The 19700-nt window shown below is 66.9% G+C and carries 14 protein-coding genes; 8 read left to right on the forward strand and 6 right to left on the reverse strand.

Annotation, left to right across the window (positions count from 1 at the left end; all coding sequences use genetic code 11):
* Window positions 1-225: 225 nt before the first annotated feature.
* Genes AB2N08_RS02865 through AB2N08_RS02890 form a run of 6 tightly spaced genes read left to right on the forward strand, consistent with a single transcriptional unit; the run spans window position 226 to window position 7200 of the window.
* Window positions 226-1095 carry a DeoR/GlpR family DNA-binding transcription regulator gene (locus AB2N08_RS02865; RefSeq protein ID WP_367609097.1) on the forward strand — a complete coding sequence of 290 codons (870 nt, stop codon included), beginning with the start codon at window positions 226-228 and terminating at the stop codon, window positions 1093-1095.
* On the forward strand, window positions 1092-2099 hold the full coding sequence (gene rhaS, locus AB2N08_RS02870; RefSeq protein ID WP_367609098.1) for a rhamnose ABC transporter substrate-binding protein: 1008 nt from the start codon (window positions 1092-1094) through the stop codon (window positions 2097-2099). The genes AB2N08_RS02865 and rhaS overlap by 4 nt, the downstream gene beginning before the upstream one ends.
* Window positions 2100-2133: 34 nt before the next feature.
* Window positions 2134-3723 (forward strand): sugar ABC transporter ATP-binding protein, encoded by a 1590-nt coding sequence (locus AB2N08_RS02875; RefSeq protein ID WP_367609099.1) that lies wholly within the window; start codon window positions 2134-2136, stop codon window positions 3721-3723.
* Window positions 3720-4721, forward strand: a complete 1002-nt coding sequence (locus tag AB2N08_RS02880) for an ABC transporter permease (protein WP_367609100.1) — start codon at window positions 3720-3722, stop codon at window positions 4719-4721. The genes AB2N08_RS02875 and AB2N08_RS02880 overlap by 4 nt, the downstream gene beginning before the upstream one ends.
* Window positions 4718-5737, forward strand: coding sequence for an ABC transporter permease (locus AB2N08_RS02885; protein ID WP_367609101.1), 1020 nt, complete (start codon window positions 4718-4720; stop codon window positions 5735-5737). The genes AB2N08_RS02880 and AB2N08_RS02885 overlap by 4 nt, the downstream gene beginning before the upstream one ends.
* An 8-nt stretch (window positions 5738-5745) precedes the next feature.
* Entirely contained in the window at window positions 5746-7200 is a 1455-nt protein-coding gene (locus AB2N08_RS02890) for an FGGY-family carbohydrate kinase (RefSeq protein ID WP_367609102.1), read from the forward strand.
* 122 nt (window positions 7201-7322) lie between these two features.
* Here the strand turns inward: AB2N08_RS02890 and AB2N08_RS02895 are convergent, their stop codons facing one another.
* On the reverse strand, window positions 7323-7643 hold the full coding sequence (locus tag AB2N08_RS02895) for an H-NS histone family protein (protein WP_367609103.1): 321 nt from the start codon (window positions 7641-7643) through the stop codon (window positions 7323-7325).
* A gap of 217 nt (window positions 7644-7860) precedes the next feature.
* Between AB2N08_RS02895 and AB2N08_RS02900 the strand changes: the two genes are divergently transcribed.
* Window positions 7861-8796, forward strand: coding sequence for a RipA family octameric membrane protein (locus tag AB2N08_RS02900; RefSeq protein WP_367609104.1), 936 nt, complete (start codon window positions 7861-7863; stop codon window positions 8794-8796).
* A gap of 32 nt (window positions 8797-8828) precedes the next feature.
* Here AB2N08_RS02900 and AB2N08_RS02905 read toward each other — a convergent pair whose 3' ends face one another.
* The 4 genes from AB2N08_RS02905 to AB2N08_RS02920 all read right to left on the reverse strand — a co-directional run bounded on the left by AB2N08_RS02905 (window position 8829) and on the right by AB2N08_RS02920 (window position 16958).
* On the reverse strand, window positions 8829-12635 hold the full coding sequence (locus AB2N08_RS02905) for a beta-galactosidase (protein WP_367609105.1): 3807 nt from the start codon (window positions 12633-12635) through the stop codon (window positions 8829-8831).
* Between the two features lie 115 nt (window positions 12636-12750).
* Entirely contained in the window at window positions 12751-13050 is a 300-nt protein-coding gene (locus AB2N08_RS02910; RefSeq protein ID WP_367609106.1) for a hypothetical protein, read from the reverse strand.
* Between the two features lie 230 nt (window positions 13051-13280).
* Window positions 13281-14003, reverse strand: coding sequence for a GntR family transcriptional regulator (locus AB2N08_RS02915; RefSeq protein ID WP_367609107.1), 723 nt, complete (start codon window positions 14001-14003; stop codon window positions 13281-13283).
* A gap of 6 nt (window positions 14004-14009) precedes the next feature.
* Complete coding sequence (locus AB2N08_RS02920) at window positions 14010-16958, reverse strand: glycoside hydrolase family 2 protein (protein WP_367609108.1); 2949 nt, start codon at window positions 16956-16958, stop codon at window positions 14010-14012.
* Window positions 16959-17174: 216 nt separating this feature from the next.
* Between AB2N08_RS02920 and AB2N08_RS02925 the strand changes: the two genes are divergently transcribed.
* A complete protein-coding gene (locus tag AB2N08_RS02925; RefSeq protein ID WP_367609109.1) occupies window positions 17175-17987 on the forward strand; it encodes an NAD-dependent epimerase/dehydratase family protein in 813 nt (270 codons plus the stop codon).
* Window positions 17988-18341: 354 nt separating this feature from the next.
* On the opposite strand, the gene gudD is transcribed toward AB2N08_RS02925, so the two are convergent.
* Window positions 18342-19682, reverse strand: a complete 1341-nt coding sequence (gudD, locus tag AB2N08_RS02930; RefSeq protein ID WP_367609110.1) for a glucarate dehydratase — start codon at window positions 19680-19682, stop codon at window positions 18342-18344.
* Between the last annotated feature and the right edge of the window lie 18 nt (window positions 19683-19700).

Here is a 19700-nt window from a genome sequence, read left to right on the forward strand (position 1 = left end):
AATCAACTTGCTGACCAAGTACCAAATGCTCACGGACTTGATTGGTTTGCGCGTTTGCTCACCACAAGACGGGGAAACAATCAGGGAATTGATCAATTGGTGATTGACGTTTTTGCATTAGGAAACTACTCTTTTGGCACACACCGCGATTCCAGGCACGACGAGGCCTGCAACGACGGATGTCATGCCGCATTCACGAACAGACGGCTTTTGGAGGAGACAAACATGGTGAATCACAAACGCCGCAAGCGTTTGCTGAAACTGCTCGCCGAGCACCAGTCGGCGACGGTCCAGCAACTTGTCGAATGGCTCAATGCGTCCCCGGCAACGGTGCGGCGCGACATCAGCTGGCTCGCGGGCCGCAACCTGCTCACCCGCACCCGCGGCGGGGCCGAGAACCTGCTGCCCCGCACGCGCCAGTTCCCGCTGACCAGCGAAACCTTCCAGCACAATATCCAGTGCTTCGCCAGCCGCAAGCGCGCCATCGCGCGCCATGCCGCCGGCATGTGCAACGACGGCGAGACGATCATCATCAACGGCGGCACGACCACGTTCATGATGGCCGAGTTCCTCACCGAGAAGCAGCTCAAGATCCTGACCAATTCGTTCCTGATGGCCGAGCGTTTGCTCAGCTCCAGCGAGAACGAAATCATCATCCCGGGCGGGCGCGTGTACCGCGAGCAGAACGTGATCCTGTCCCCGTTCGACAACGACATCACCCAGCACCACTACGCCAGCAAGATGTTCATGAGCGTCTTCGGCCTGTCTCTGCTTGGCCTGATGGAAGCCGACCCGCTGCTGATCCAGGCCGAGAAGCGCCTGATCAGCCAGGCGGAAGAACTGGTGGTGCTGGTCGACAGCTCCAAGTTTACGCGCAAGGCCGGCCTGATCCTGTGTGGCCTCGACCGCGTATCCACCGTCATTACCGACACCGACGCGTCGGACAAGGCCGTGCAGCTGCTCGAAGGGTACGGCGTGAAGGTGATCACGGTTGCGCCGGAAGATGAACCGCAGGTGCTCGCGGCGCCTTCCTCGCCGCGCTACAACCCGCTCTACGACTTGCAGTCGGCCGTCCTGATGGAGATTTCGCATTGAAGATCAAACAGCTCCTGCTCGCGGCGGCTGCCGTGGGCGCGCTCGCCGGCCTGGCCGGCTGCAGCGAAGAGAAACCGGAACAGACCCGCATCGCACTGGTCGTCAAGAGCCTGGGCAACGGCTTCTTCGACGCCGCCCACCAGGGCGCCAGGGAAGCGGCCAGCCAGATCGGCGGCGTCGAGATCATCTACACCGGCCCGACCACGCCCAGCGCCGAAGGCCAGATCGAGATCGTCAACGCCCTGATCAGCCAGAAGGTCGATGCGATCGTCATCTCGGCCAACGACCCGGACGCGCTGGTGCCGATCGCGAAAAAGGCGATGAGCCGCGGGATCAAGGTCATTTCGTTCGATAGCGCCATCGGACCCGGGGGACGCCAGATGCAGCTCAATCCGTCCAACGCGATGCTGATCGGCGAGAAGCAGATCCAGATGGCGGCGGCCGAAATGAACGGCAAGGGCGAGCTGGCGATTTTGTCGGCGTCGAGCCAGGCCACGAACCAGAACCTCTGGATCGGCGTGATGAAACAGACGCTGCAACGGCCGGAGTACGCGGGCATCAAGCTCGTGGCCACCGTGTATGGCGACGACCAGTCGGACAAGAGCTACCGCGAAGCCATCGGCCTCTTGCGCAGCCACCCGAACCTGAAAGCCATCATCGCGCCGACCACGGTGGGCATCGTCGCGGCCAGCAAGGCGGTGGCGGACGAAAACCTGGTTGGCAAGGTGTTCGTCACCGGCCTGGGCCTGCCGTCCGAGATGGCCGGCCACGTCAAGAGCGGCGCCGTGCGCGAATTCGCGATCTGGAATCCGATCGATCTCGGTTACGCCGCCACCTTTGCCGCCCACGAATTCGTGACCGGCAAAGCCGGCGCCGGCGCCGGCGCGCATGTTTCGGTCGGCCGCCTGGGCAGCGTCACGCTCGACGCGAACGGCGAAGCGGCCCTGGGCCCGCCGTTCACCTACAACGCCGGCAACGTCGAGAAGTTCGCCAAGCTGTTCTGATCCACCCGTTAGCTTCCAAGTAAATGACAACACCATGCCAGTGTCCGAACTGACAAGCCCTTCCCTGCCCGACGCCATCGCGCCGGTGCTTGAACTAAGCGGCATTACCAAGCGCTTCAACGGCGTGCACGCCCTGAACGGCGTGCGCCTGTCCATCCGCCCCGGCGAAGTGCTGGCCCTGATCGGCGAGAACGGCGCCGGCAAGTCGACGCTCGTGAAAACCCTCACCGGCATCCACCGGCCCGACGCCGGCACGATCCTGCTGGGCGGCCAGAGCGTGGCGTTCGGCAGCCCGCAGGAGGCGATGGCCGCCGGCATCACGGCGGTGCACCAGGAAACCATCATGTTCGACGAACTGACGGTCGCCGAAAACATCTATATTGGCCGCCACCCGACCCGTGGCCTGGCAGGCCGGGTCGACTGGACGCGCATTGAACGCGAGGCCGAATCCCTGTTCGCCCGGCTCGAAGTCGACCTGCCGGTGCGCGCCCGCGTGCGCGACCTGTCGGTGGCGCAGCGCCACTTCGTCGAAATCGCCCGCGCGCTGTCGCAGGATGCGCGCGTGGTGATCATGGACGAACCCACCGCCGCGCTGTCGCAGCGCGAAATCCGCGAGCTGTATCGCATCATCGACAGCCTGCGCGCCAGCGGCACCGCCGTGATCTTCATCTCGCACAAGTTCGACGAAATCTTTGAAGTGGCCGACCGCTACACGGTGCTGCGCGACGGCCAGTTCGTCGCTGAAGGCAGCTTGTGCGACATCAGCGAGCCGGAACTGGTGGCGCTGATGGTGGGCCGCGCCGTGCACCAGGCTTACCCGAAGGCGCAGGTGGCCATCGGCGCGCCGCTGCTGGAGGTTCAGGGCCTGTGCCACCCGACCGAATTCACGGACGTGAGCTTCACCTTGCACAAGGGCGAAATCCTCGGCTTCTACGGGCTGGTGGGCGCCGGGCGCTCGGAAGTGATGCAGGCGCTGTTCGGCCTGAGCGCGAATGTGACCGGTACCGTGCGCCTGGCCGGCGAGTCTGCACGCGGGTCTGGCTGCGAGTCTGGCTGCGAATCTGGCTGCTTCAGCGCGCCAGGCCAGGCGATTGCCAGCGGCCTGGCCTATGTGCCGGAAGACCGCCAGCACCACGGCGCGCATCTGACGCTGCCGATCGGGCACAACATCACGCTGCCGATCCTGTCGACCTTCGGCTTCTTCACGCGCCGGCGCGCTGAAACCCGCATCGCGCGCCACTTCGCCGAGCAGCTCGAGCTCAAGGCGCACCACCTCGGCCAGCATGTCGAAGAACTCTCCGGCGGCAACCAGCAGAAGGTCGTGCTGGGCAAGTGGCTGGCCACCGATCCCAAGGTCATCATCCTCGACGAGCCGACCAAGGGCATCGATATCGGCTCCAAGGCCGCCGTGCACCGCTTCATCAGCGAACTGGTGGCGCGCGGGCTGTCGGTGATCCTGGTGTCGTCCGAACTGCCCGAGGTACTGGGCCTGGCCGACCGCATCGTCGTGATGCGCCAGGGCCGCGTGGTGCGCGAATTCACGCGCCAGGCGGCGACGCCCGAGACCGTGGTGGCCGCCGCATCGGGCCTGGCGTTCGAGCCTCGCGCCGAGGTGCCGGCATGACGTCATTCAAACTGCAGCGCGAGCCGCTGCTGGCCCTGATGGTGGTGGCGCTGGTGCTGCTCGTCGGGCTGCGTTCCCCCGTCTTTCTCAGCCCCGGTTCGCTGGCCAACCTGCTCACCGACAGCACGCTGCTGGTGATGCTGGCGTTGACGCAAATGCTCGTCATCGTCACGCGCGGGATCGACCTCTCGGTGGCCGCGACACTGGCGCTGTCCGGGATGGCCGCCGCGATGCTGGCCGCCGCCAACCCCGGCCTGCCTGTGGCCGTCGTCATGCTGGTGGCGGCCAGCAGCGGCCTGCTGCTGGGCCTGGTCAACGGCTGGCTGATCGGCTACCTGGCGCTGCCCCCGATCGTCGTCACCCTTGGCACCATGAGCGTGTATCGCGGCCTGGTGTTCGTGCTCTCCGGCGGCGCCTGGGTCTCGTCGCACCAGATGCCAGCCGGCTTCATCGCGTTTCCGCTCACGCGCCTGTTCGGCCTGCCGCACCTGGTGTGGATCGCCATCGCGGTGGTCGTGGCCATGGCGTTCATCGCACGCCACACGCGCTTCGGGCGCGACCTGTACGCGATCGGCAACGCGCCGCACTGCGCCGCCTATATCGGCATCCCGAGCGCGCGCCGCCTGCTCTGGACCTACGGCTTGTCGGGGATGGTGGCCGGGCTGTGCGGCTACCTGTGGGTGGCGCGCTACGCGGTGGCCTACACCGAAATCGCGTATGGCTTCGAGTTCACCGTGATCGCCGCCTGCGTGATCGGCGGCGTGAGCATCGCCGGCGGCGTTGGCTCGGTGGCCGGCGCGGTGCTTGGCGCCCTGTTCCTGTCGGTGATCGGCAATGCGCTGCCGGTGCTGCAAATCTCGCCGTTCTGGCAAAGCGCGCTGACCGGCGCCGTGATCCTGGTCGCGGTGCTTCTCAATGCCAATGGCAATCGCCGCGGCAGCCGCCAGATCCTTCCGCTCCACGGGAGCACCACTCCAACACCCGGGAGCGCCGCATGAACGCGTCCACCCTCGCCGAAACCAAGGCGCCGCCGTCGCGCTACACGATCCTGGACCGCCAGAAACCCGCCGTGCGCCACCTGGTCACGCGCTGGGAAACCCTGCTGGCCCTGTTGCTGCTGGCGGTCTTCGTGACCGGCGGCGCGGTGCTGCCGCACTTCCTCGATCCGTACAATCTGCTCGACGGCACCGCCACGTTCAGCGAAAAAGCGCTCATTGCGCTGCCGATGGCGCTACTCATCATCTGCCGCGAAATCGACATCTCGGTCGCCGGCACGCTGGCGCTGTCGTCAGTGGCGATGGGCCTGGCCCACGCCGCCGGGGCCCCGCCCGCAACGCTGCTGTTCGTGGCCGTGGGCACGGGCGTGGTGTGCGGCTGGCTCAACGGGATTCTTGTTACACACTACATGCTGCCGTCCATCGTGGTCACCATCGGCACCGTCTCGCTGTACCGCGGCCTGGCCAGCGTGGCGCTGGGCGACCAGGCCTTCACCAATTACCCGGCGCTGCTGGCCGAATGGGGCCAGGGCGTGTTCTTCGGTGTCGTGCCACGCGCCTTCGTCATCCTGCTCGGCTTTGCGCTGCTGTTTGCCGTGGTGCTGCACGCGACGGCCATCGGCCGGCGCATCTACGCGATCGGCAATAACCCGGAGGCGGCGCGCTTTTCCGGTATCGCCGTCAACCGCTACCGCCTGGGCCTGTTCATGCTGACCGGCGCGATGGCGGGCCTGGCCGCCTTTCTGCTTACGGGCCGCATCGGCAGCACGCGCCCGAACATCGCCACCGGCTGGGAGCTGGAGATCATCACGATGGTGATCCTGGGCGGCGTGAGCATCGCCGGCGGCGTGGGCACCATCGGCGGCGTGCTGCTGGCGGTGCTGACCATGGGCGCGGTAACCTACGGGCTGGCGCTGGCCAACGTGCCGGGCATCTACATGACGATCGTGGTGGGCGTGCTGCTGCTGGCGACGATCATGATCTCGCGCCTGTTGCGCGGCAAATCCGGCCGCCACTAGGACGCACCATGCCATCGCCACCGAACGACGCCCTGATCGTGCTGGACATCGGCAAGACCAACGTCAAGCTGGCCCTGGTCGACGCCGCCGGACGCCTGCTGGCCGAAGCCCGGCGCCCGAACGCGATCCTGCACGACGGGCCCTATCCGCACCACGACACCGACGGCATCTGGACCTGGATGCTGGCGACCTGCCGCAGCTTCGCCGGGCAGGCGCGCGTGACGGCCATCGTGCCGGTCACGCACGGCGCCACGGCGGCGCTGGTCGATGACGCTGGCCTGGTGCTGCCGGTGCTAGACTACGAAGCGGACTTGCCAGGCCTCGATTACGCCACGCTGCGCCCGCCGTTCGCGCAGACGTACTCGCCGCCCCTGCCGGTAGGACTGAACCTGGGCCGCCAGCTGGCGTGGCTGCAGCACCGGCATCCGGCGCAGTTCGCGCGTGCGCGCCAAATCCTGATGTATCCGCAGTACTGGGCCTGGCGCCTGTGCGGCGTGGCTGCCGGCGAAGCGACTTCGCTTGGCTGCCACACCGACCTGTGGGATCCGCTGCGCCAGGATTACTCGGCGCTGGTCCCGCGCATGGGCTGGCAGGCGCAGCTGCCGCCGCTGGCGCCGCCCTGGGCCACGCTGGGCATGCTGCGCGCCGACGTCGCCAGCGCCACCGGGTTGTCGCCGGCGTGCGAGGTCTTGTGCGGCATCCATGACAGCAATGCGTCGCTGGTGCGCTATCTGGGCCCTGCTGCTGCCGCCACGCCGCGCACCGTGCTCTCGACCGGCACCTGGGTCATCGCCGCCGCCTTCGGCGCAGGCCTCGATGGCCTGGTGGAAGGCGCGGACATGCTGGCCAACACCAACGCGCTGGGCCAGCCGGTGGCGTGCATGCGCTTCATGGGCGGGCGCGAGTTCTCGCTGCTGGCCGGCGCCCATCCCGTGACCTGTTCATGGGGCGAGCTCGAACGGCTGGTGGCGCGCGGCACGCTGGCACTGCCCGGCTTTGCCGACGGCGGGCCATTCGCGGGACGCGCCGGGCGCGTCGACGGCCCTGCCGCAGCCGACGCCAGCGAGCGCTTCGCGCTGGCGACCCTGTACTGCGTCCTGATGACCGACTACTGCCTCGATGCGCTCGGCGCGCTCGGGGACATCACGGTGGAAGGCAGCTTCACCGCCAACCCGTGGTTCGGACCGCTGCTGGCCAGCCTGCGGCCGCAGGCGGTGGCGTATTCGGACGATGCGAGTGGCACCACCTGTGGCGGCTGGCTGCTGCGCTACCGCGATGCGACACCGCTCGGCGCCGGGCAGCCAATGCCGGCCCGTGCGCCCGATGGGTTCAACGCCTACCGCGCCGCGTGGCGCGCAGCGCTGTCGCGCTCGTCGCAGCCGACAGCAACGAAGCATGCGCCAGTCGCAACTGCAGTCCGGCCACGGTCCGGTCTCGGCCTCGGGGACCAGACGGCACCCTGAGGGGCCAGGCACACCGTTCGCCGACACGCCGCGTCACGCGCGACCCGACATCCTGACTGCCACGCCTGGCCGGTCAAAGCGCGCATCGCCCTGCCGCGACCAGCTTGCGATCTGCTGACGGATCAGGACGCCCTGGCATCCTCGAGCGACTTGCCGGAGGCAACCCATGCCTTGACCCACCCCGGCTGGCGCCCACGCCCACTCCATTGCTGCGCCGGGTCGGCCGGATTGCGGTACTTGACGTTGCCGCCGTCCTGCTTTGCGGTGTTCGGCGCCTTGATCGACAGCAGCTGTTTCTCTGACAGGCCGGCATTGCGCGCGATGTGCAGAATCTGCTCGCGTGCCTTGCTGATGCTGAGGAAGTGGTGGGTTTTCAGCGCCTCATTTACCTGCTCGTCGAGAGCGCGAAGCTTGGACATCGAATATTTGGAAAGGTCTTGCATGGATTTACCTGGCTGAGTGCTGTGAATAAAGGCAGCACACTATCACGCGGCAAGCGGCAATGGCGGCGCGCGCGCAAAATTCGGTGTTGTTATCGTCGGCTGTAATTATCGGAAATATTATGTCGGTGACAAAGTGCGACATTCGTCGGCAGTCAGCCCGGTATTCTTGATTCAACCGAATCGTTTTCGCCGCCAATGCAAGGTATTGTCCAGGCGCATGAATATGCGCCCTCGCTGCCCTGCATTTCAGTTATTCCAACCAGAACGCGACCGCGCATCATTGGATATGACCTCGACAAATGACCGCCATTGCTCGGCCAAACGGGTGGAACAGCGCGACTTTTCCGCTGCCGCCTATATTGCTGCATTTGGTTGGGACAGCGCCAATCCCGCCAACAGCAAACAATACGAATCGACATCCCGGCTGGCAAAGGCCTATGAAGTCGCCCTCGACATCAGAAAGTTTGAAATCGAGCTGTACTGGAAACGGTCCACCAATTTCTGGGTGTTCATCGCCGCGATTGCCGCCGCACTGGGTGCGTTTGCCACAACGGCGGCGCCAGTGACGGCTACAACCGGTGGCGTTGCCGGTGCGAGTCTGGCCTTCCTCGATGGGGACGGGCGAACCACGGTGTGCCTCGTGCTGTCGCTGGCCGGGGCGCTGCTGTGCCTCGGCTGGTTTACAGTCAATCGCGCCGGCAAAATCTGGCAACGCAATTGGGAATACCAGGTCGGTCTGCTTGAACAGGAAGTCGTCGGCCCCCTGTACAAGACAGTGCTGCTGAAAAAGAACGGATTCAAGAAGTCCGCGCATTTCTCGTCGTCCGATTTGAACCAGTGGGTCTCGATTTATATCGGCCTGATGTTCGCATTTGCCGCATTGTATTGGGCCGGGGTGCCCGGCGCGCTGGCTGGTTACCCGGGCCCTGTGGCGGGTACGTCAACGATGCCCTTGCCGTCGGCCGGGCGCACGGTCATTCTGGCGATGCATCTGGCATTTGCGGCGCTGGCCTATCGCTTGATCACCGTTCGCACAAATAACATGCGCAATAACCTGGATATCGATATCGAGGCAACCTTGTGCGCTGTTACCGTGGACACCATTCATACATCGCGCGCCGGCCAGGCCAATCTGACGCCAGGCGCAGGCTGACATCCGCGCGCCGCTGCCTGTCGTTCTTGAGATCACCGCGTCACACCGCCGCGCGCCGATCGCAGTTCGACCAGCTTCACCGGTTCGAGCGCATTCTCGGGGCGTCCGTCCGTCGTCACCGCCAGCGCCACGGTGTTTTCGCCATTGGCATGCAATATCCCGGGTGGTAACACAAAGGTACGCTGGGGTCCGATGTGGGCGATGAACTGCCCCATATTCCAGCCGTTCACGAAGATCAGCACACGGTTTTCGCGCGTCGAGCGGGGCGTGCCGGTATCGCCGAACGCCAGGCCAAGCTGGACGTCGTGCCCGCGCGGCAGGTCGAGCGCGAAGCGCGTGCGCAGCCAGTAGGTACCCGGCGCGGGCGGCGCCGCCCCTTGCCGCGCCGGCAGCCAGAGCGCATCGGCCGCCTTGGGCAGATGCCAGCCCGCGCGCTCGCCCTGCAGCCCGCCATTGTTCAACGGTCCGCGCACCCGGTCGACCAGGTCCTCGCCGCCCTGCCGCCCCTGGATACGCCAGGCGATCGGCACGCCAAAGCGCTGGCCACCACGCGCGGTGAGCGACGCCGAAATCAAGCCGCGCGCCTCGCGGTGGGCGTCGTCGGCCATCAGGTTCCAGTTGTGCGCGTTGTTGCGCACCATGACCGAGATGACGTGCTCTCCCGGTTTGAGCTCGCCAAGCGAGAGCTTGATGCTGTCCGTCGTCTCGGGGAACGAGCGGCCGACATCGAGCTCGTGCTGGCCGACGAAGCGCCCGTCGATCCAGACCTGGATCATGCCTGCACCACCGGCGCCATAGAACAGCTCGAGCTGGTTGGCCTTCACGTCGAGCGCCGTGAAGCGGCCACGGTACCAGACGTCGCCATGATGAAAGCCATAGTCGCTCATCGCCAGCGTCGGCTGGCCGCGCTCCGGCATGGTCCAGGTCTGCGCCGCCGACGGGCGGCGGTCGGCCAGCGCCCATGTGCTGTCGTCGAATCCCGGCGCGGTCTCGGTATTGTCCATGCGCCGGATCCAGGCCGCGCGGGCCAGGTCCGGCAGGCGCACCGCATCCGACCCCGGCACGGCGTCCGTGCGCGTGCTGCCATCGGGCTGGCGGGTCAGGACCAGCGGCGCACCATTGAAGCTGGCTGAATCAAAGGCCGGCCCCCAGATTTCGATCGCGCCGGCCTCGGTGGTATCCCCGCGCAGGGCCAGTTCACCGCCCCGGAGCGTTGCCGTGCGCACCAGCGCGGATGTCAGCTGCAGCGCCCTGCCCGCGCCGGTGTCCTGGGTCCAGAAGCGCAGGCTCGTCGCTTCGTCGGCCAGCAGGAGCAGCATCGGCGCGCGCCCGCCGCCCGAGATCCGCACCCGCGCCAGCCCGTCGTGCACATAACTGAGCACGAGGTCGCCCCTGGCGGCATCCCAGTGCGCGGCGACCTGCCCGGCCAGTACTTCGACCGTCGGTTCACTGGCATAGCGCAGCACCGTCTCGCCCGGCATCCTGTCGCGGCCATGGAGCAAGGCGATGTCGTGCTCGCCACTGCGCAGGTGGGTCTGCAGCTCGGACGTCGAATAGACCAGGCGCTGGCGTTCCATGTCGTAGGCGGCCAGCAGCATGCGTGCATCCTGGCCGCGCAGGATCGAAGCGAGCGTGTACGCGCCGTCGCGCGTGGTCAGGGCGACGCTGAACGGCGCGTCGCCCTTGCCGTCGGTGGGGTTGTGCGCGGCGAAGATCACATGGGTCCCCAGGCGCCGGTTGATGTTGTGGTACACCTTTACCTTGTCATTGCCTGCTGCCAGCGCCGGCCCCTTGTCCATCTCGGCCAGCACCTGTTCGGCCGCCTGCACGAACATGCCCTGCTGCTTGAGCGCGTATGCCTTCGGGCGCAAGCCCCGGTCTTCCGAGATCGCCGCGCCGTAGTCGTACGACGTGTATACCACCGGCCCGGCGAGCCAGCCCCACGACGTGCCGCCGAACGTCATGTAGATATTGTGGATCGTGATCCGGTTGATCAGGTTGGTGCCGTAAAAGACGCGCTGGTAGCCCTTGCCCTGGCGTTCGGCCGTGCAGCCATAGGTGCCGTTCGACCCCCAGTAATCGAACCAGCCGCCGCCCAGTTCGGCCGCGAAGCCGGGCGTGCCCGGAGACGACAGCGCGCCGGCGCGCGGACCCGGCTTGCCGTAGATGCCCCAGTCGGGCGCCTGGTTCGCACCAAGCGGGCTGGCATGGACGTCGCAGCTGCCGCCGGGATAGCCGTCAAACGCGTACAGGTCGGTCGGCCCGGGATTGGCCCACGGCGCGCTTGAATCCTTCGGTGTCCAGTCGGGCAAGCGTCCGGCGGCGTTGTGGAAGAACGGCACCGTGATGCCGTCGGCGCGCGCCTTGCGCGCCAGGTGCGCCATCTGGCGCGCATGCTTCGGTTCCACCTTGCCAAGCTCGTTTTCCAGCTGGTACGCGATCACGTTGCCGCCGCCATTGGTGATCTGGTGGCGCGCGAGGATGGCATTCACCTGCGTCATCCATTCGTCGACGGCGGCCAGGTACACCGGATCGTCGGTGCGCGCCTCGCCCCGGTTGCGCAGCATCCAGCCGGGATAGCCGCCACCGGTCAGCTCCGAATTGATGTACGGGCCGGTGCGCGCGATGACGTACATGCCTTCATCCTTCGCCATCTGCAGCGCGCGCTCGACGTTGCGCACGCCCGAGAAGTCGTACACGCCCGGCGCCGGCGAATGGTAGCCCCAGTCGAAATAGAAGGCGACGCCGTTGAAGCCCAGCGCCTTCATCTTCTGGATCACGTCGCGCCACAATGACGGATCTGGCAGGCGAAACGGGTGGATCTCGCCCGACCATACGACCACGCGCTTGCCGTCGATCTTGAGGGAATATGCGTCCCATTCGACGGCTTTCGGCGTGCCGGTCGGACGGGTGGCCGCCGCCAGCGCTCCCGTGTCGGCGGCCAACGCGCCGAAGTGCGTGGCCGAAGCAGCGGTGCCGGTCAACGGACGGGCGTCGCTCCAGCTATGCATGCCGTCGTTGCTGTCGCTGTAGCGGTTCTTCTCGCCGCCCAGGTACAGCCGCCAGGCGTTAGCGGCCAGCGGCACGAGCCCCATCGGCCGTGCGCCGGCACCCACCCCGGCCAGGCTGGCCGGGGTGTCGATGGTCCATGGCCCGCCAAGCGACGTTGCGCGCGCCAGGACCAGCCGGTCGCTGCGTGCGTCACGCGCCACGGCGATGTAGCCAGCGTCAGTGCTGACGACGACGCCATCGAGATAGGCGCCGTCCAGCCCCGCCAGCGGCGTCGGCGCCGCCGATGGCGCGAGCATGTCATCCAGTGCCAGCGCCTGCAGGCCGGTGGCCACTGTCAGCACGATATGCGGCCGGTCGGCGCGATCGCGCAGCCAGCGGGCGGCCGTCACGCCTCTGCCGACATCGATCTCGCGCACGAATTCCCAGCGTCGCAGGTCAATCGAGCGGGCGATGCCGACGCCGCCGGCGCCGTTCGTGTAGAGCAGATGGTAGTTGCCATCCTTCTGGCGCAGCAGCGACGGCTCGCCCAGCGCGCCGCGTGGCGGCGACCAGGTTTCGGAAGCGAGCGAGGTGAAGTTAATGCCGTCGTTCGACGCCAGCAGGCTCAGGGTATTGGCAGCACCGGCTGTCTGCGCCGGCATCAGGATCACCTGCGACCCGATGCGCGCAGACGCAATCTGCACGCCGGTCTGCGTACCCGACCCCTGCGGTATCCCGAGCTCCTGCGCCGGTGCCTTCCCGCCCAGCGCGAGCGCTGCGGCCAGAGCCAGGGCGTACAGCGTGAATGGCCAGCCGCGCGCGCGGATCGGGGGCAGTGGTCGGGTCATTGCGTGGCTCTCCTGTGATGGCATCCGCCCGGCATTGTATGTGCGTCGGCCTTTGCCACCCGGCGGCCGGCGAAAAGAATCAACGCATTGATTGAAGCCACGGCGTCCGCTCCGCTCACTGCGATGCGTATTCGTGCCGGTACGCACCTGTCCCTGGTGAACCCGGCCAGGCCGCCGAACGGTTGGACATCGCCATCACGGTCGATGACCTGCCGTCGCACGGCCGGCTCCCGCCCGGCATGACACGACTGGGCATCACGAAGGCCACGCCCGCCACGCTCGAGGTCCACGGCGTGCCGGAGGCATTCGGCTTCGTCAATGCCGCGCGCATCGTCGATGCACCGGATGGCGACGCGGTGCTCGAGGCCTGGCGCGCCGATCCGGTGGCCGGCGAACCGGCCGTCGAACGCCGCATGGCCGGCGCCGACTCAGGCGCTCGGTACCCGGCGCATACTTGTAATCCATGCGCGTGTCGTTGGCATCGACGCCGAAGCCGCCCACCTGGTCAAGACAAGGTGCATCGAAACAATCACGTGCCTGACTGGAGGGGATGCGCTGGCGTTCAACCGGGCGATTGTTTGTCGTCCGGGCGGTGCGTGGCTGCGTGAATCGTGCCACCCTCGCGCGGGTCATGCGGTCATGCGGTCATGCCGCCAGGGAGCCCGCGCCATAATCGACCGGCAGCACCAGGTCGGGATAGCGCGTGCGCAGCGCATCGATGGCATTGAGCGTGCCGGACAGGTGGATGCGCACGCTCTCCTGCGCGCCGGGTGCGTCGCCGCGTTCGATGGCGCGGGCGATCCGCGTATGCTCCGCGAGGATCGACTGCGCCTTGCCATTGAGTGGCAGATGCAGGCGGCGCAGGCGGTCGAGATTGCCGCTGCGGCTGCGCATCATCGACCACAGGTCGGGCACCGCCGCCGCTTCGTACAGGCTGCGGTGAAAGGCCATATCGAGTTCGGTGAACCGGCCGAGGTCGCCCGTTGCCAGGCAGGCCGCCTGCCCCTCGACCAGATCGAGCAGCAGCTGCGCCAGCGAGGGATCCGGCTGCCCCGCCAGCACGTGGGCCATCTCGAGCTCCACCGAAAGTCGCAGGAAGTGCGCCTGCCTGGCCTGCGCCAGGTCGATGCAGCGCACGCGCGTCTGGTGCTGCGGGAAGATGTCGACCAGGTGCTCTTCTTCGAGGCGCAGCAGCGCTTCGCGCACGGGGCTGAGCGACAGGTTGTAGTAATCGCACAGCTGCGGCCTTGCCAGCACCGTGCCCGGCTTGATCGCCAGGCCGACAATCAGCTCGCGCAAGTGCTCGAACACCTGCGCGGTGGCGTTGCGCGAGCGGTCCAGGCGAAAGGCGGTGTCGAGAAAATCCATGGCGGGCTACTTTCGCACTGGCGGCAATGCATAGAATTCGGCTTCGACGATGGCCAGCGCCGAGCGCGCGACGCGCCCGGCGCCGGTATCGGTGTTGGCCTGGTCGGCCACTTCGCGCATCTCGGTCGCGGCGCTGTCGCTGGCGGCGCCGTCGAGCACGATGCGCACCTCGCTGCCCCGCGCGTGGCGCAGCGGCAGCGTGACGTAGCCGAGGCTCTTGGGCGTGACGCCGCGGTACGCTTCGACGCCGTCGACCAGGATGCGCAGCGGATAGCTGCGCTCGCGCCAGCCAGCCAGCTTGAGCGAGACTTCGTGCAGGTCGGCAGGCTGCGCCAGGCGGTAGGTGATCTCGGCCGGTTCGCCCGGCTTGCTGGCCCAGCTTGTCGTTTCGTCGTCGTCGACCGACTGCCCGGCCGCAGAGGCATTGCTGGCGGCGGTACTCGACGCAACCGCGACGGCAATGCGGCTGACGGTGAACGATGGCGTCGCCGGCGTCGGGCCGCGTTCCAGGCGAACCGGCGGCGGCGCGGGCATTCTGGCCAAACCTTTGTTGACCTCTACCTTGTGCGCGACCAGCACCAGTTCGGCCGGCGCCAGATTGTCGGCGCGAGCCTGCAGCACGATGCGCCCTGCCTGCGTTGTACTGCGCACGAAGACGCGGTTCACGCCGCCCTCGACCGGCAGCGAGCGCGCGAGTACATGGTTGCCCGGTCCCTGGGCGATCCCGCCGCGCCATTCGGCCGGACCGGTGAGCGAAAAGTGAACGGTATCGAGCGCCACCGGGTTGCGCCGGCCCTGCGCATCGACTGCCTCGACCTCGACCAGCGCCAGATCGGCGCCGTCGGCGCGCAAGCCGTGCGGCGACGGGATGCCGGTCAACCGCAGCGCCACCGGCTTGCCGGCCGTGACCAGCCGCGCCTGGCTCACCTGCCTGCCATCGGCATCGTAACCGGTTGCCGTCAACTCGCCCGCGGCCCACGCCACATCGTCGAACGTGAACAGGAAGCGTTCGCTCTGGCGCGCCGCGCCGAGCGGCTTGCCGTTGAGCGCCAGGCGCACCGTGTGGGCGCTCGACACCACGTGGACCGGCTTGACCGTGCCGGGTGCATAGTTCCAGTGGCCGACGATGTGCGTGCGCGGTCGCTCGACGTCGACCCAGCCATCCCACATCACCTGGTGCGCGTAGAAGCCATCTTTCGGAATGCGCATGGCGTCGACCTCGCCGCTGCGGCGGTAGTTTTCGGCGCCGCGATGGTGCGTGTTACTGTCCGAGAAAATGATGTTGACGCCGCCGCTCGAGACGCGCGTGCCGGTGCCGGGGCGCTCGCGCCAGTAGTCATGCCAGCGCCGCACGTTCTCGATCGCGAAACTGTCCTGGTTGCGGTTGTAGGTGCGCGCGCTCTCGCCCTTGTGCAGCGGGCCGTCGCCATCCTTGTGGAATGGCGGGCTGAAATCGTCCCAGAATTTGCGGGCGCCTTCGTCGCGGGCGTATTCGGTCGCCCACATCGGATTGCGCGCGCTCTTGTTAATGTAGAGCATTTCACCGCCGTATTCGGCGACAGACTGCAGCTCGGTACTGAGCATTTCACGGCTGCCGGCCGCGCGGCCGCCATGCGGGTCGTAGCGGTCGCGCAAGGCCTTCATCTCGGCCATGTGTGCCACGCTTACGCCCTTGTTGCCAGCCTCGTAGAACAGGATGCTGGGGTTGTTGCGAAAGTAGATGATCGCATCGCGCATCGCTTCCACGCGCTGTTCCCAGCGCCGCCCGTCGACATCGCGCTCGGAGTCGCCCGCCGGCATCGCCTGCATCAGGCCGACCCGGTCGAGCGATTCCACATCCTGCTTCCACGGCGCGGTGTGCATCCAGCGCACGAGGTTCGCGTTGCCGGCCACGGCCAGGCCGTTGCTGTAGTCGCTCAGCCAGGCCGGCACCGACAGGCCGATCGCCGGCCACTCGTTCGAGGTGCGCTGGGCATAGCCCTTCATCTGGATCGCGCGGTCATTCAGCGTCACCATGCCGTCGCCAAAGGCGGTCTTGCGCCAGCCGGTGCGGGTGGTGACGCTGTCGATTGCCACGCCGTCGACGGTGAGCGTCGTGACGACGTCGTACAGGTAACCGTAACCCCAGCTCCAGAACTGCAGGTTGCCCACCCGGCTGCTGGCGCGCACGGTCGTGGTGGCGCCGGCGGCCACCGACTGCACCGGCGCGCTGAAACGCGCCACCGTCCTGCCGTCCTGGTCGCGGATCGTGACGTCGTAGCCGAAGCTGCGCGCGGTGCTGCCCGCGTTGCGCACCTCGGATTCGGCAGTGATGGTCGCGCTGCGCGCCGGGATATCGAACTCGCGCGCGTGGATGTAGACGCCAGTGGTGCCCAGGTTGGAAAACAGGGGCAGCGTCTGGTACAGCGAGCCGGTCACGTGCAGGCGCACGTTCTTTGGCAAGCCGCCATAGTTGGCATTGAAATTGCGGTCGGCCCACTGGTAGCGCTGGCCCGTGGCCTGTTCGCGGTAGTCCCAGCGATTGTCGGTGCGCACCGCCACCACGTTCTCGCCCGGCACGAGCGCGCCGCCGATGTCGAAGCCGAAGGCGGTGACGCCGTTCTCGTGCAGGCCGATGCGGCGGCCATTGACGAACACTTCGGCGGCCTGGCGCGCGCCTTCGAATTCCAGGAAAACTTGCTGGCCGGGCGTGTCAGCGGCCAGCGTGAAGCGCTTGCGGTACCAGGCGACGCCGGTCGAATGGTCGACGATGTCCTTGGCAAAGGCGTCATCCTCGTTCCAGGCGCGCGGCAGCGTGACCGGCTTCCAGGCGGCGTCGTCGAACGCCGGCTGCGCTGCGCCGGCCCGGTCGCCCACCAGCAGCTTCCAGCCCGGATTGAAGTCGTATTGCGCACGCTCGGCATGGGCCGGTGCGCTGGCCAGCAACAGGATCGAGATGATGAAACGAGAAAGCATGCGTACCCATCCAGGTAATATATTAATCGACCAGCATCGCCATTGTTCCCCATTTGGCGGGCGCTGTGCCATGCATCGGCCAATCACTCAACAAGCTGACCGTTCACGCGGATCGCATTGACACCCGCGCCCAACGGGCCGGTAATAACGCTCTCGCAGCCGACATATTGTCCCAGACAGGCCGTGCAGCGCTTCTCAACTTTTCACTCGAACTTCATGACCAAACCATTCAAACGCATCCTCTTCACCGGCGCCGGCGGCAACCTGGGCCGGCGCCTGCGCCCGCATCTGCAGGCCTTTGCCGACATCGTGCGCCTGGCCGACGTGGCCGATATCGGCCCGGCCGGCCCGGGCGAAGAAGTCGTCCGGTGCGACCTGGCCAACCGCGACGATGTGATGCAGATGTGCGAAGGCATGGACGCGATCCTGCACTTCGGCGGCGTCTCGACCGAGGTCGAATTCGCGCCCATCATGGATGCCAACATCCTGGGCATGGTCAACCTGTACGAAGCGGTACACAAGCTGGGCATCCGGCGCGTGGTCTTCGCCAGCAGCAATCACACGATGGGGATGTACGAGACGAGCGAGCGGGTGGATGCGGGCATGCCCACGCGCGCGGACGGCTACTACGGCCTGTCGAAAGTGTGGGGCGAGAACCTGTCGCGCTATTACTGGGACCGGTTCGGCGTGGAGACCGTGTGCCTGCGCATCGGCTACTGCTTCCCCGAGCCGACGACGCACCGGCAGATGGTCACGTGGCTAAGCCTGGACGACATGGTCGAACTGCTGCGCCGCGCGCTGGTCACGCCACGCGTGGGGCATACCGTCACGTTTGGCGTGTCGGACAATCCGGGGCGCTGGTGGGATGACCGCCATTCGCGTCACCTGGCGTTCCAGGCGAGGGACAGCTCGGCGCAGTTTGCGGGCAATCTGCCACAAGAGTTTGCGTATCCGGCGCCGGATGATTCGAGCACGTTCCTGCAAGGTGGGGCGTTTGTGACGATGGGGCCGAAGTATCCCGCGTCGTAGCCGGTTGACAATACCTCTGGCTTAAAAACCGTCGTTCCCGCGCAGGCGCACTGCTGTCCGGGATAAACGATACGTCTGCAATAGACGGTATTTTCGTTGCCGGAGCTGCAATCCAGGCGATGCCAAACGCCACATTCAGGCAATTTGCACGTCGTTCCAGCGAAGGCTGGAACGACGGTTCTTCATTGGCCAAAAAATTTATCGTGGCCCGCGACCAGACTTGGGTTCCAGCCTTCGCTGGAACGACGGTCTTCGGGTAAACGAAAAAACGCCTTCCCCGCGCAGGCGGGAACCCCGGCTCAGCGATTTGGCCCCGCGACGGTCTTCAGTCAACGTATCGTTCCCGGCGCGTCGCTAGCGCACCAGGCAAGGCCGCTTGTGGTCGAACTTCCACCCTGATACCAGGAACTGCATTGCCACCGCATCGTCCCGCGCACCGACGCCCAACTTGTTGTAGGCCTGGTGCGCCGCTTCCAGCGCGTCCGGATCGAGCTCGATGCCCAGCCCTGGCCTCTCCGGCACGCGCACCATGCCGCCCTCGATGCGTAACGGCTCGCGGGTCAGGCGCTGGCCGTCCTGCCAGATCCAGTGCGTGTCGATGGCGGTGACGCGCCCCGGCGCGGCCGCGCCCACGTGGGTGAACATCGCCAGCGAGATATCGAAGTGGTTGTTCGAATGCGAGCCCCAGGTCAGGCCGAACATCTGGCACAGCTGCGCCACGCGCACCGAACCCTGCATGGTCCAGAAATGCGGGTCGGCCAGCGGGATGTCCACCGACTGCAGCTGGATCGAGTGCGCCATCTGGCGCCAGTCGGTCGCCACCATATTGGTCGCGGTGAGCAGGCCGGTCGCGCGCCGGAATTCGGCCATCACTTCGCGGCCCGAGAAACCATTCTCGGCCCCGCACGGGTCTTCGGCATAGGCCAGCACGTCGTGCTTGTCGCGGCACAGGCGCACCGCCTCGGCCAGCGACCAGGCGCCATTGGGGTCGAGCGTCACGCGCGCACCGGGGAAGCGTTCGTGCAGCGCGACCACCGCGTCCATCTCGGCGTCGCCCGACAACACGCCGCCCTTGAGCTTGAAATCCTGGAAGCCGTAGCGCGCCTGCGCCGCCTCGGCCAGCGCCACCACCGCTTCGGGCGTGAGCGCCGCCTCGTTGCGCAGCCGCAGCCACGCATCGTCCGCCTCGGGTTCGCCCCGGTAATCGAGGTTCGTGCGGCCACGTTCGCCGATATAGAACAGGTAGCCGAGCATCGGCACGGCCGCGCGCTGCATGCCCTCGCCCAGCAGGCTCGCCAGCGGCACGTGCATGAACTGGCCGAGCAGGTCGAGCAGCGCCGATTCCACCGCCGTGACGGCGTGAATGGCCGTGCGCAGGTCGAACGTCTGCAGCCCGCGCCCGCCGGCGTCGCGCCCGGCGAATGCACTGCGCATGCTGTTCAACACGGCGTTGTAGTCGCCCAGCGACTTGCCGATGACGAGCGGGCGCGCATCCTCGAGCGTCTGGCGGATGGCGTCGCCGCCCGGCACTTCGCCCAGGCCGGTATTACCGGCGCTGTCGGTCAGGATCACGATATTGCGGGTGAACCAGGGGCCATGGGCGCCGCTCAGGTTCAGCAGCATGCTGTCCTGCCCGGCGACGGGGACGACGCGCATGGCGTTGATGACCGGCGCGCCGGCAACGTAGGTATTCATGAAGGACTCCGGTGTCAT

The organism is Massilia aurea (genome assembly GCF_040790145.1).
In the GTDB taxonomy this organism is placed as follows: domain Bacteria; phylum Pseudomonadota; class Gammaproteobacteria; order Burkholderiales; family Burkholderiaceae_D; genus Telluria; species Telluria aurea_C.